This window comes from Streptomyces sp. NPDC043870 (genome assembly GCF_056435785.1).
In genome coordinates, this window is the sequence record NZ_JBWKDT010000027.1 from 52,524 (window position 1) to 66,192 (window position 13,669).

Below are 13,669 nucleotides of genomic sequence, written 5' to 3' on the forward strand. Positions count from 1 at the left end.
CTTCACACAGGACCGTCCGTGTCATCATCCCCGCACCCCGTCCGGCTTGCCAGCTCTGATCGGATATGCATGTGAAAGTCCATTCGGCCTCTCGCCGCAGGGGCCCCCGGCAGAAGGGGCGACAAGTGGGGACAGTCCCGTGCGCTGTGCTGTGACCACCGTCGGGAACCGTGGTGCCCCGCCCTGCATCGAGGGCGCCGCACGGGGAACGTCTCTTCAGCATTCGTAGGCGTAATACGGCACGTCACCGGGCTCGAGGGAGATGACGCCGACGCCGTAGCCGGGGATCCGGGTGCATTCCGGGTCGAAGCCATCCACCTCGACGGTGGCGTGGATCTCGTGAGCGCATTTGTTGGCGATCTCCGCCCAGCCGGCGCCGGCCTGCGAGGGCGGCGCAGCCATCCGCTCTCTCGGCATTCTCGGCAGCTACGGCGCGGCTCGTGGGCACGGCGAGCAGCGTGGCCGTCGCGAAGGTGGTCAGTGCGGTGCGGATCCGGATCATCAGGGCGCCTTCCCTTTCCGGAGGGGGTTGTTACGCAACGTATCTGATCCGGCACTCGATGCACGCAGGGGGCTGGTCGGGGGTCGTACTTCCCTGTGAGCGAGGGATGCGTCGGGCGCGCACTGACACAGGCCGCACACCCGCGCGGCGCTCGGCCCTGGCTCTCCGTCCTGCAGCAAGCGCGTTCGCCTCCCGGAACCCGGTCATTGCCTGATGGGGCGTCAGGTAAGGCTGTGGGTGCGGAAGAGAGGACGGGTGACCACGCAGCGTACCGGGCACGTGCTCTCGGCCAGGTGGCCCGAATGCCGTCGGTCGTCCGGACAAACCCCGCACGGAGCAAGATCACTGCATCGAGTATGACCAACGGCCTTATGGGACGAGTTGGGCGTAGTGGCCGTTACTGTTTTCAGGGATCGGGATGAACTCCCCGATATCAACCCTCTACTTCCTCTTTCATCGGTTGGCGCGCGTACGCCGATCACCTCCCTTGCGAAGGAGAGCCCGCCCGATGACCGTTGAGACCGGCCCGGAGCCGCAGGTGGAGCCGCCCCGGCAGTCCAGCCTGAGCACCGCGGCCGCCCGCAACCTCGCCACCACGACCAAGTCCGCCCCGCAGATGCAGGAGATCACCTCTCGCTGGCTGCTGCGGATGCTCCCCTGGGTGGAGACGAGGGGCGGCACCTACCGGGTGAACCGCCGGCTGAGCTACACCGTGGGCGACGGGCGCATCGAGTTCGTCCAGGACGGCGCCGACGTCCGGGTGATCCCCCGAGAGCTCGGCGAACTGGCCCTGCTGCGCGGCTTCGAAGACGTGGAGGTGCTGGCCGCGCTCGCCGGCCGGTGCGTCCAGCGGGACTTTCATGCCGGCGAGGTGTTGGTCGAGCGCGGTACCCCCGCCGAGCAGATCCACCTGATCGCCCACGGCCGGATCAACCAGACCTCCGTCGGCAAGTACGGCGACGAGGTCACGGTCACCGTGATCGCCGACGGCGGCCGGTTCGGTGAGAACGCCCTTCTGGACCCCGACGCGAGGTGGGACTGCACTGCAACTGCCGAGACCGCCGGGACCCTGCTCACCCTGTCCCGCGCCGACTTCGCCGCCGTGCTGTCCGCCGCGCCGGCCCTCCAGGCCCACGTTCAGCAGTTCAGCTCGCTTCCCCTGCAGCGGCAGAACCGTCACGGAGAGGCCGAGATCGCGATGTCGGCCGGCCATACCGGCGAAGTCGGGCTGCCGGGTGCCTTCGTCGACTACGAACTCAACCCGCGCGAGTACGAACTCTCCGTCGCACAGACCGTTCTGCGGGTCCACACGAGGGTGGCCGACCTCTACAACGGGCCGATGAACCAGACCGAGGAGCAGCTCAGGCTCACCATCGAGGCGCTGCGCGAGCGCCAGGAGCACGAGCTGATCAACAACCGGGAGTTCGGCCTGCTCCACAACGCCGACTTCAAGCAGCGGATCCAGACCCACTCAGGCCCGCCCACCCCGGACGACCTCGACGAGCTGCTCTGCCGCCGCCGCGGCACCAAGCTCTTCCTCGCCCACCCCAGGACGATCGCGGCGATCGGGCGTGAGTTCAACGCCCGCGGGCTCTATCCGGACCACGTCGACGTCGGCGGGCAGCAGGTGCCGGCCTGGCGCGGAGTCCCGATCCTGCCCTGCAACAAGATCCCCATCAGCAAGGAGAGCACCAGCTCGATCCTCGCCATGCGAACCGGCGAGGACAACCAAGGCGTCATCGGCCTGCGTCAGACCGGCCTGCCGGAGGAGTACGAGCCGGGCCTGTCGGTGCGCTTCATGGGCATCAGCGAGCAGGCGATCATCTCGTACCTGGTCTCCACCTACTACTCCGCCGCCATCCTGGTGCCCAACGCGCTCGGCGTGCTGGAGGACGTGCAGATCGCCCGCCGGCGCGACTAGGCCCTGTCCGGGCGATCTTCGAGGAACAGGCCGCGGAGTCAGATGCGGTGCATCGCAAGGCGGAGGATCGCCCTCGTACTGGGCGTACTTGGGCGACTCCGACAACGCAGCGAGGTGCCGTAGCTGTCGTCGCGGCTCCGACAAGATCGCCCGGACAGGGCCTAGAGGATCCTTCCGCCGGCCACGACAGCCCAGGCCTTCTGGCGCCGGGCGAGCATGCCCGGTTCCGGGACGGCCCTCGCAGCGGCCGGACGTGCGGCGCCCCGGACAGCGGCCGTCACCCCGCCCACCTCACCAAGGAGCTACGGATGCCCGATCCTGGGCCTTCTCCTCTGCATTCGAGCCTTCCCGACGCTGCGGCCCGCTCCGGGGCCCCTGCTCTCACCGGCACCCACGCCGCCGGTGTCGAAGCCGCCGCCGGCGCCTTGCCTGCCCTGCCCGCTCCGCCTTCCCTCCCCCTCCCTGCCGCAAGGGCCGTGCCCATGGACGTATCCGTACCCGAACACGGCCCCGGTGGCGACCTGATCGCTCAGCACGTGCGGGAGGGCGGTGCCGCGGCGAGGCAACCGAGCCCTGCCCTGGAACGGATCCTGCGCGGCCCCAGTGGTCTGGGTACGGCGAGCCTGCGACTGGTCCGGCGCGAGGAGTCGCCGGCTCCACCGGCGCCCGAGGCACCGGTGGAGGGCAAACCGGTCCCGGGCCTCTACCACCACCCGGTGCCGGAGCCCGACCCGGCGCGGGTGGAGGAGGTCAGTCGCAGGATCAAGGACTGGGCGGTGGACGAGGTCGAGCTGTACCCCGAGGAGTGGGAGGGCCAGTTCGACGGCTTCTCCGCCGGGCGCTACATGGTTGCCTGCCATCCGGACGCTCCGACTGCCGGCCACCTGATGATCGCTGCGCGGCTGATGGTCGCCGAGAACGCGGTCGACGACTGCTACTGCGAGGACCACGGAGGTTCGCCCATCGGCCTCGGCGGACGCCTTCTGCTGGCGCACACCGCCCTCGACCCCCTTCACGCGACGAAGGAATACCAGCCGCAGTGGGCGCAGTCGCTCCACACGGACGCCCCGCGGCGCGCCTACCGCTCCGCCATGGAGTACTTCGTCCGGCAGGCGACCCCCTCCCAGGCCGACCGGTTCCGGCACGACATGGCCCGTCTGCACCTGGGGTACCTCGCGGAGGCCGCCTGGGCCCAGACGGACCACACGCCGGAGGTGTGGGAGTACCTGGCGATGCGGCAGTTCAACAACTTCCGTCCTTGCCCCACCATCACCGACGCCGTCGGCGGCTACGAACTGCCGACGGACCTGCATGCCCAGCCCGCCATGCAGCGTGTTCTCGCGCTCGCCGGGAACGCCAGCACCATCGTCAACGACCTGTACTCGTACACCAAGGAACTTGCCGGCCCCGGTCGCCACCTGAACCTGCCCGTGGTGATCGCCGAACGTGAGGGCATCACCGACCGGGACGCCTATCTGAAGGCGGTCGAGGTCCACAACGACCTCATGCACGACTTCGAAGCCGAAGCAGCCGCTCTGGCCGCCGCCTGTCCCGTCCCGAGCGTGCTGCGCTTCCTCCGGGGAGTGGCCGTATGGGTCGACGGCAACCACTACTGGCACCAGACCAACACCTATCGGTACAGCCTGCCCGATTTCTGGTAAGAAAGGGAGTTCTCTGTGACCAGCACCGAGCTCACCACCATCAACGGCACCTCCGCGTTCGTTCCCGCTCCGGCGTCGCCCTACCAGGGTGACATCGCCCGGTACTGGGATCACGAGGCCAGGCCCGTGAACCTGCGTCTCGGCGACGTCGACGGGCTTTACCATCACCACTACGGCATCGGCGACGTCGACCACGCCGCCCTCGGGGACGCGAGCGACAGCGAGTACGAGAAGAAGCTGGTCGCCGAACTCCACCGACTGGAGTCGGCGCAGGCCGAAGTTCTCCTGGACCACCTCGGCTCCATCGGGCGCGACGACACGCTGGTGGACGCCGGCTGCGGCCGGGGCGGTTCGATGGTCATGGCCCACCAGCGTTTCGGATGCAAGGTCGAGGGCGTCACCCTCTCGGCCAAGCAGGCCGATTTCGCGAACCAGCGCGCCCATGAACTGGGCATCGAGGACCATGTTCATGCCCGCGTATGCAACATGCTCGACACGCCCTTCGAGACGGGGCGGGCCGCGGCCTCGTGGAACAACGAGTCGAGTATGTACGTCGACCTGCACGACCTCTTCGCCGAGCACTCCCGCATCCTCGCGGTCGGCGGCAGCTACGTGACCATCACCGGCTGCTGGAACCCGCGCTACGGACAGCCCTCGAAGTGGGTCTCCCAGATCAACGCGCACTTCGAGTGCAACATCCACTCCCGCCGGGAATACCTGCGCGCCATGGCCGACAACCGTCTCGTACCGCAGACCATCATCGACCTGACTGCTGCGACCCTCCCCTACTGGGAGCTGCGGGCCACGTCTTCTCTGGTCACCGGCATCGAAGAGGCGTTCATCAACTCCTACAAGGACGGCTCCTTCCAGTACCTCCTGATCGCAGCCGACCGCATCTGACCGACCGCATCTGACCGACCGCCGACTGAAGGGGCCGGGCCCGTCAGCCGACGGACCCGGCCCTTTCGGGGCAAGCGGCTCTCAGTGAGGTTCTCCGTCTGCGGCTGGTATGCGGACCGGTACGCCGGTCGTGGCGGACGCGGCTGAACCTGGGAACCAGCGGCTCGTGGCGCTCGCTCGACGCCGGACCTCGGTTCTTCCCGACCGCCGCGTGGTCTCAAGGGCGGTTGCGCAGGATGGGGAGCAGTGCGTCGAGCACGGAGGCGTCCTCGATGGTCGCGGGGACCGGCTCGTCCCGGCCGTCGGCGATACCACGCATGGTCTTGCGGAGGACCTTGCCGGAGCGGGTCTTCGGCAGTGCGGGGACGACTGCGACGTCGCGGAAGGCCGCGACGGGTCCGACGTCGCGACGGACGGCCGCGACGAGTTCGGTGCGCAGCTGCTCCGGGTCCGGGTCCGCGCCGGACTTGAGCACGACGAGGCCGTAGGGCACCTGTCCCTTGAGTTGGTCGGGGATGCCGATCACGGCGCATTCGGCGACCGCGGGGTGGGTGGCCAGGGCGGCCTCGATGGCACCGGTCGACAGGCGGTGTCCGGCGACATTGATCACGTCGTCGGTACGGCCCATGACGAAGAGGTAGCCGTCGTCGTCGAAGTAGCCGGAGTCGCCGGTGTGGTAGTAGCCGGGGAACCGGCTGAGGTAGGACTCCACGAATCGGTCGTCGTCGTCCCACAACGACTGGAGCGCGCCCGGAGGCAGCGGCAGCCGGATCGCGATCTCACCCTCCCGGCCTGGCGGCAGCGGTCGTCCGTCGTCGTCCAAGATCTGCACGTCCCAACCAGGGACGGGCACGGTGGCCGAGCCCGGCTTGACGGGCATCGCCTCCAGGCCACGAGGGTTGGCCGCGATCGCCCAGCCGGTCTCGGTCTGCCACCAGTGATCGGTGACCGGGACCCCGAGGACCTCGGAGGCCCAGTGGTAGGTCTCCGGGTCCAGACGTTCGCCGGCGAGGAACAGTGAGGTCAGGGAGGTGGTGTCGTACTTTTCGAGCTCCGCGGCGGCCGGATCGGCCTTCTTGATCGCCCGGATCGCGGTCGGCGCGGTGAAGATCGCCTGCACGCCGTACTCCTGGACCACCCGCCAGAAGGCGCCCGCGTCAGGGGTACCGACGGGCTTGCCCTCGTAGACCACGGTCGTGGCGCCGACCAGCAGCGGGCCGTAGACGATGTAGCTGTGGCCGACGACCCAGCCGACATCCGAGACGGTCCAGAAGACGTCGCCGGCGTGGATGTCGTAGATCGCGCCCATCGACCAGGCGAGCGCGACCGCGTGCCCGCCCGCGCTGCGCAGCACCCCCTTGGGGCGGCCGGTCGTGCCGGAGGTGTAGAGGATGTAGAGCGGATCGGTGGCCGCGACCGGGACCGGCTCCACGGGCCGCGCGCCGGGCACGACGTCGGCCCAGTCCAGATAGCCGGCGCCCAGATCGGCCTGGAGGGTCTCGCGCTGGAGCATCAGGGTGTGCTCCGGCTGGTGGGAACTGAGGGCAAGTGCCTCGTCCAGGATCGGCTGGTAGGCCACCACGCGGCTGGGCTCCAGCCCGCAGGAGGCGGCGACGACCAGCTTGGGACGGGCGTCCTCGATCCGGGTGGCGAGCTCCTTGGGCGCGAACCCGCCGAACACCACCGAGTGCACTGCTCCGATCCGGGCGCAGGCCAGCATCGCCATCACGGCCTCGGGGACCATCGGCATGTAGATGACGACCCGGTCGCCCCTGCCGACACCCAGTCCGGTCAGCGCACCGGCGAGACGTGCCACCTCGTCACGCAGTTCGCGGTAGCTGAACGACCGCTTCCCCGGAACCATCGCCGAGTCCCAGATCAGTGCCGTGCGCTCGCCGGCTCCGTTCGCAACATGCCGGTCCAGTGCGTTGGCGCAGGTGTTCAACTCGCCGTCCGGGAACCAGCGGTAGAACGGCGCACCACTGCTGTCGAGGGCACGCGACGGCGGCGCCGTCCAGTCGACCAGTCGCGCTGCCTCCAACCAGAAGCCTTCTGGATCGGTGAGGCTCCGGTGACGGCTCTCCCTGTAGGTTCCCACTGTCGTTCTCCTCTGATCTCAGCGCCGCCGCTGCATGAGGACCGCGGACGCGGTTCGCGTCCGAGGATCCCGCCGGCGCCCGACATCGATGCCGGTTTCGGTCCTTGAAGGTTCTAGCGGCCTGACGCCGTGACAGCACGGTCTTCGGCCCCTGTGGCGAGTCCTATGCTGCCGCGCGCGACCGGGGACCGCTCCGCCGGGTGGCACGCAGGGCCCTGCCACCACACGCGGCAATCCCGGACGGAGTTCCGGGCAGTCGGTCACAGGGCCGCCGCGCGCCATCGGCACCTCACAGGTTCACCGGCGTCGCCCCACGTTGACGTGGCTCCCCCTATCAGGGGGTCCCTGGAGGACTCCCGCTCACGCGTGTGCGCCGCCCGCTAGGAAGGGCACATGACCCAAGATCACGAGGCGGTACCCGCCGAAGGCTCCCTGTCCCGACGTCAGTTCACCGCGGCGGTCGGCACAGTCGCCGCGGGAACAGCCGTCGGCGGCACCGCCACCGCCACCGCCGCATCCGCCACGGCCGCGACCGTTCCCGGCGACGCGCCTCCCACCGAACCCGGCACGGCCGACTTCGAGCGGTGCCTGACGGTCGCCAGGGCGCTGCTGGTCCTGGACGGCCGCGATCAGCCCCTGGTGCCCCGGTACGAGCGGATCCTCAAGGACGGCCTGCCACGGCGGTCCGGTACGAGCAGGAAGATCCTCGTCATCGGCGCCGGACCGTCCGGCCTGGTCGCCGCCTGGCTGCTCCGGCGGGCCGGACACCGTGTCACCGTGCTGGAGGCCAACGGCAACCGCGCCGGGGGCCGGATCAAGACGTTCCGTGCGGGCGGGCACGAGAAGGCCGACCAGCCCTTCGCGGATCCCCGTCAGTACGCGGAGGCCGGAGCCATGCGCATCCCCGGCAGTCACCCTCTGGGTGATGGGCCTCATCGACCAACTCGGCCTGAAGAAGCGCCCGTTCCACTACCTGGACGTCGACCATGACGGCCGCCCCGTCGGCCGTACCTGGATCCATGTCAACGGCATCCGCATGCGCCGCGCGGACTACGCCCGCTCACCCCGCAGGATCAACCAGTCGTTCGGCGTACCGCGCGCCCACTGGGACACGCCCGCCGCGACCATCCTCCGCAGCGTTCTGGACCCGGTACGAGACGAATTCAGCCGCGTCGGTCCCGACGGCAGGCGGGTCGGAAAGCCGCTGCCCGAGCGTGTCCAGGGGTGGGCCCGGGTCGTCCAGCGCTTCGGCGACTGGTCCATGTTCCGGTTCCTCACCGAGCACGCCGACCTCGACGAACGCACCGTCGACCTGGTCGGCACGCTGGAGAACGTCACGTCGAGGCTGCCGCTGTCCTTCATCCACAGCTTCATCGGATCGTCACTCATCAGCCCCGACACTGCCTTCTGGGAGCTGGAGGGCGGCACGGCCGTGCTGCCCGACGCGCTGCTGCGGCAGGTCGGAGACACCGTGCGGTTCGACCGCCGGGTGACCCGCATCGAGTACTTCGACCCCGAGCAGCCCGACGACGGCTCAGGGCACGTCCGCCGAGACGGCCCTCACGTGTGGGTGGACACCGTCTCCGAAGGACGTGACGGACCCGTCGTACGCGAACAGTTCACCGCCGACGCGGCCGTCGTCACCGTCCCCTTCTCCGGGCTGCGGCACGTCCAGATCGCCCCGCTGATGTCCTACGCCAAGCGCCGGGCCGTCACCGAACTCCACTACGACAGCGCGACCAAGGTGCTCCTCGAGTTCAGCCGCCGCTGGTGGGAGTTCACCGAAGCCGACTGGAAACGCGAACTCGACCTCATCGACGCCGGACTGTACGACGCGTACCGCACGGGCCGTACCACCGCTGACGGAAGTCTGCTCGGCGCACATCCCTCCGTGCCGCGCGGCCACATCACCCCGGCCCAGCGCGTGCACTACGCCGCCAACCGGTTCACCACGCGTGACCAGCCCGAAGCCGCCACGCTCTTCGGAGGGGGCTCGGTGTCGGACAACGCGAACCGGTTCATGTTCAACCCTTCCCATCCCGTGCCCGGCAGCGATGGCGGCGTGGTCCTGGCCTCGTACAGCTGGGCCGACGACGCCCGGCGCTGGGACTCCCTCCCCGACGACGCCCGCTATCCGCACGCACTGAGCGGCATGCAGCAGGTCTACGGACAGCGCATCGAGGTCTTCTACACCGGTGCGGGCCGCACCCAGAGCTGGCTGCGTGACCCCTATGCGTACGGAGAGGCTTCCGTCCTGCTGGCCGGCCAGCACACCGAACTCCTCCCCGTCATCCCCACCCCCGAGGGCCCCCTGCACTTCGCGGGCGATCACACCTCCGTCAAACCCGCATGGATCGAGGGCGCCCTGGAGTCGGCGGTACGCGCAGCCCTGGAGGTCCACACCGTCTGACAGCCGGCCGAGCCGCCCACCGAACCGTGAACGGAACCCGGACCGGCGGAAGCGCGGTCTGTTGCGCCAGCGGGGGTGAGGCGGGCTCGTCGACGGTGATACCGAAGTCGGTGGCGAGCCCTGCCAGGCCGGAAAAGTATCCCTGGCCCCCTGCCCGGAACTTCCATGCGCCGTTGCGCCGATACAGTTCCCCGAGCACCAACGCCGTCTCCGACGTGGCACCCGTGGCGTCGAATCGCGCCGTCTCGGCGCCACTCTCCGCGTCCAGCACGCGCACGAACAGGCCGGGCACCTGACTGAACGTGCCGTCGGTGGAAGCCGCGAGGACCACGGTCCCGATCTCCTGCTCCACCGCGGACAGTTCCACACCGATCGTTTCGACCTCGCCGGTGCCGTCCTGGCGCTTGCCCTCGTGACGCACAGCACCACTGCGATGCACAGGCTGGTTGAGTAGAACACGAAGTCGTCATCCGACCGCACCTTGCCGGCCGCCGTCAGTAACAACGCTGACGCATCCACCTCAGGCGTCCCCGGCCCCCCTCGCCAACCCAACTCCACCCGGACCCTGGTGGTCGACACCTGTACGTCGGCACCTTTTTGCAACGACATGGTGGGGCTTCCCTCCGTGGCCTTCCAACCTCGGAGGCTTAGATGTCCGGAGTCCCGCACAACACCTGCCGGTCCGGGAGTGGCCGGCCGCCGGAGTATCGCAAGCGGCGCTCTCGTAAAAGATCTCGATGGCTGAGTCCGGCCACGCTCTGGCGTGGTTTATTCATGTAACTTCTCGGGTTACGTCAACTGAGTAATTAGGGGCTCGGCATGGGGCACCCATTCTTGGAAGGGGGATTTTCGCTTTACCTACTCTATGTGCAATCCGTCAGCGGTTTTCTCACCGAGCGTGGTCGCGTGTCCGGAGTTCTGAGTTGTGACACAAGCCATTGCATGGTCGAAACACCCCACCATAAAAGGTGCATACCGTGTCATGTCGTCTCGTCAGGCGTCACTCCATGGAGCGGAATGAATTATTCAGGCGTCGAATCGCAATGGCAGGACATTGCCGTCTCACTACCAACCATTGACCTTCATTGGCCGATACTCATAGCCTGCACGTCAATATCGGCGCCGGGGAGAACGGAGCGCCGGAACCCGGGCCTGATTCACTCTCAGGTGCCTGATCTGATTCGTGGGGGATCGCGTGTACGACGTCATTGTTGTGGGTGCCCGCTGCGCCGGCTCGCCGGTTGCCATGCTCTTGGCGCGACTCGGACACCGGGTCCTCGTGGTGGACCGGTCCTCCTTTCCCAGCGACACCGTTTCGACGCACTACATCCACCAGGCGGGGCTGCTGAAGCTCCAGGAGTGGGGCCTGCTCGACGAGATCGTGGCGGCGAAGACGCCGGCGATCCGCAAGATGCACTACTCGTACCGGGGAATCGAGCTCAACGGGTTCGCCGACCCCGTCGACGGCATCGACGCCGTGTACTGCCCGCGCCGCACCGTGCTCGACGAAATCCTGGTCAACGCCGCGCGCCGGGCCGGCGCCGAAGTGCTCGAGGGCTTCACCGTCTCCGACGTGATCGCCTCCGACGGCCAGGTGACGGGCATCCGCGGACGCGAGGGCGAAGGGCCGGAGCGGGAGTTCCGGGCCTCGCTGGTCATCGGCGCGGACGGATTCCACTCCACGGTCGCCAAGAAGGCCGGCGCGGAGCTGTACAACGTGCGTCCCGCGGCCGGATTCATCTACTACTCGTACTACAGCGGACTCGACTGGGGCCTGCACCACAAGACCGGCCTCAACGAGCGCTGGTTCGGCAGCTGGCCCACGAACGACGGGCTGAGCATGCTGGCCGTCATCTGCACCCGCAGCCAGCTGAAGGACTTCCGCCAGGACGTGGAGGCCCGCTTCCAGGCCGTCTTCGACGACGTCGACCCGGAGATGGGCGCCCAACTGCGCGAGAGCGGGCGGCGCGAGGAGGACTTCCGTCCCATGCGCTACCCGGACAACTACTACCGCCGCGCCTACGGCCCCGGCTGGGCCCTCGTGGGCGACGCCGGCTACCACAAGGACCCCTACACCGGGTGGGGCATCACCGACGCCTTCCTCCACGGCGAACTGCTCGCCGAGCGCATCCACCAGGCGCTGTCCGGAGAGCGTCCGATGGACGAGGCGCTGGCCGAGTACAACAAGGTGCGTGATGAGGAGAGCGCCGGCGTCTACGACTTCACCACCACACTCGGCGAACTCACCGAACTGCCGCCGTTCTTCAAGGCGACGATGAGCGCGATGAGCGCCGGCCAGGAGTGGACGAACAAGATGCTCGGCCTGATCGGCGGCGTGGTCCCGGACTACGAGATCTACGCGCCGGAGGCCCTGGAACGTCTCTACGACGACGCGGGCGTACCGCAGGAGGAGCGGGTCTACGATCCGGCCGCCTGACCTTCCGGCACCGCGGCCCCGGGCGGGCCGCGGACCGGTGCAGCGACCGCAGCGACCGCAGTGACCGAAGCGATCCATGCAGCCGAAGCGCCCCGAGCGCCGGGCGCCGTGACACCATGCGCGCACCACCTCGCGCCCCGGGCATCACGACCCGTACGGCGTGCGCCGCGTGGCGACGGGCGGCCGTGGGCACTGTGGTCCGCCGGCACGGTGGCGCAACGGCGCCGCCGGCCTGCCGATCGCCCAACCCTTCCCGTCGTTCCGTCCTGTCCCGGATCCCGGGCCGACCGATGCCGCCGCCGTCCATGGAGCCGCGCCGGTGCCTGCCACCAGGCACCCGAGCGCGCTCCACGGCACGGGCGCTCCGGTGCGCAGACCCACACGGCCCGGGGCCGGCACTCCGCCACCGCCTTCCACGCACCTCACCCCGAGGGAGCCCAGCAGATGACGCGCGCGTCCAGCATGTTCGACCTCATCAGCGAGCAGACCGAGCAGAGGCCCTACTTCGAGTCCGGCGGCATCGGCCGGTCGCACGAGTTCTACACCGGCGACGAGCAGTACCGGCGGGAGATGTCCCGCATCTATGGCCGGCACTGGCTCCCGGTGGACCATGCCTCCCGCCTCAAGGAGAAGGGCGCCTACAGCACCCTGAACATCGGCAGCGGATCCGTCCTGCTCCTCCACGGCGACGACGGCATCCAGGCGTACCACAACTACTGCCGGCACCGGGGCTACAAGCTCGTGGAGGAGGCCAGCGGCAAACGGCAGAGCCTCGTGTGCCTCTACCACTGCTGGGTGTACGACCGGAACGGCAAGCTCAAGAGCCTCAACGGCACGTACTTCGACCACTTCTTCGAGAAGGAGAAGAACGGTCTGTTGCCCATCCGCACCGAGATCCGTCACGGCGTCGTCTTCATCAACTTCTCCGACGACGCCCCTGATCTCGACAAGGCCCTGGGCGAGTTCGGGGAGTTCGCGCGCGTCTACGAACTCGCCGACCTGGAGTGCGTCCAGGCCAAGGACTACCCGGTCGCCTCGAACTGGAAGCTCGTCGCGCACAACGTCAACGAGAGCCTGCACTTCCCGACCGCGCACAAGGACCTGCACGGCATCACCGACTTCGACGACGCGGGCACGTACGACCTCGAGGGCGACATCGTCGGGGCCTGGCAGTCCATCCGCAGCGGCTTCAACTCCGTATCCATGACGGGACACAGCCGGCGTACGCCCATGCCGCTCGTGCCCGAGGCCGACCGGCAGAGGATCAACTGGATCACCATTCTGCCCAACCTGCTGTTCGGGTTCACGGCCGACTACGTGATGATGCAGTGGGTCTGGCCCGAGAGCCCCGGAACCTGCTTCGTGCGGCACTTCTGGCTGTTCCACCCTTCCGAGACCGCCAAGAGCGACTTCTCCCACGAAGCCGTCTTCGCCCTGTGGGACAAGGCGAACTACGAGGACTGGGAGATGTGCGAGCGCACCCACCGCGGTCTGTCGAACCCGCTGTGGACCCCCGGTCAGCTCTCCCTCGACGAAGAGGTGGTCTCCCAGATCGACGGCTGGGTCGCCGCCCGGACCGCGGACCCCGCGCAGGACGCGGACAGCAGGAACAGCCTGAACGGCACGCACAGCGTGAGCGGTACGCCCGGCACGAACGGTACGCCCGGCACGAACGGCACGCCGAACGCGGAGAGCACCGACCCGGCACACCCCGCCGAGCCCGCCGCGGCAGAGGGGTGA

Annotated in this window: 7 protein-coding genes and 2 pseudogenes; 6 read left to right on the forward strand and 3 right to left on the reverse strand. The window is 68.7% G+C overall.

All coding sequences use genetic code 11. The annotated features are described in order from the left end of the window. Window positions 1-216: 216 nt before the first annotated feature. On the reverse strand, window positions 217-402 hold the full coding sequence (locus AC0699_RS27605) for a hypothetical protein (RefSeq protein WP_478665301.1): 186 nt from the start codon (window positions 400-402) through the stop codon (window positions 217-219). Window positions 403-1,010: 608 nt separating this feature from the next. Between AC0699_RS27605 and AC0699_RS27610 the strand changes: the two genes are divergently transcribed. The 3 genes from AC0699_RS27610 to AC0699_RS27620 all read left to right on the forward strand — a co-directional run bounded on the left by AC0699_RS27610 (window position 1,011) and on the right by AC0699_RS27620 (window position 4,984). Further along, entirely contained in the window at window positions 1,011-2,423 is a 1,413-nt protein-coding gene (locus AC0699_RS27610) for a family 2B encapsulin nanocompartment shell protein (RefSeq protein WP_478665303.1), read from the forward strand. Between the two features lie 308 nt (window positions 2,424-2,731). Continuing rightward, complete coding sequence (locus AC0699_RS27615) at window positions 2,732-4,084, forward strand: family 2 encapsulin nanocompartment cargo protein terpene cyclase (RefSeq protein ID WP_478665305.1); 1,353 nt, start codon at window positions 2,732-2,734, stop codon at window positions 4,082-4,084. A gap of 15 nt (window positions 4,085-4,099) precedes the next feature. Then, window positions 4,100-4,984, forward strand: a complete 885-nt coding sequence (locus AC0699_RS27620) for a geranyl diphosphate 2-C-methyltransferase (protein WP_478665308.1) — start codon at window positions 4,100-4,102, stop codon at window positions 4,982-4,984. Between the two features lie 217 nt (window positions 4,985-5,201). Here the strand turns inward: AC0699_RS27620 and AC0699_RS27625 are convergent, their stop codons facing one another. Then, entirely contained in the window at window positions 5,202-7,082 is a 1,881-nt protein-coding gene (locus AC0699_RS27625) for a propionyl-CoA synthetase (RefSeq protein ID WP_478665311.1), read from the reverse strand. Window positions 7,083-7,475: 393 nt separating this feature from the next. On the opposite strand from AC0699_RS27625, the pseudogene AC0699_RS27630 reads away from it, so the two are divergent. Continuing rightward, window positions 7,476-9,492 (forward strand): annotated as a pseudogene (locus tag AC0699_RS27630) (flavin monoamine oxidase family protein). Here AC0699_RS27630 and AC0699_RS27635 read toward each other — a convergent pair. Beyond that, window positions 9,443-10,101 (reverse strand): annotated as a pseudogene (locus tag AC0699_RS27635) (TerD family protein); the annotation flags it as partial. The pseudogenes AC0699_RS27630 and AC0699_RS27635 sit on opposite strands and share 50 nt — an antisense overlap. Window positions 10,102-10,675: 574 nt before the next feature. On the opposite strand from AC0699_RS27635, the gene AC0699_RS27640 reads away from it, so the two are divergent. Beyond that, window positions 10,676-11,929: an NAD(P)/FAD-dependent oxidoreductase gene (locus AC0699_RS27640; RefSeq protein WP_478665314.1), complete on the forward strand. Its 1,254-nt coding sequence runs from the start codon at window positions 10,676-10,678 to the stop codon at window positions 11,927-11,929. A gap of 444 nt (window positions 11,930-12,373) precedes the next feature. After that, the gene (locus tag AC0699_RS27645; RefSeq protein ID WP_478665315.1) at window positions 12,374-13,669 is read left to right on the forward strand and encodes an aromatic ring-hydroxylating oxygenase subunit alpha; all 1,296 of its coding nucleotides are present in this window, start codon (window positions 12,374-12,376) and stop codon (window positions 13,667-13,669) included.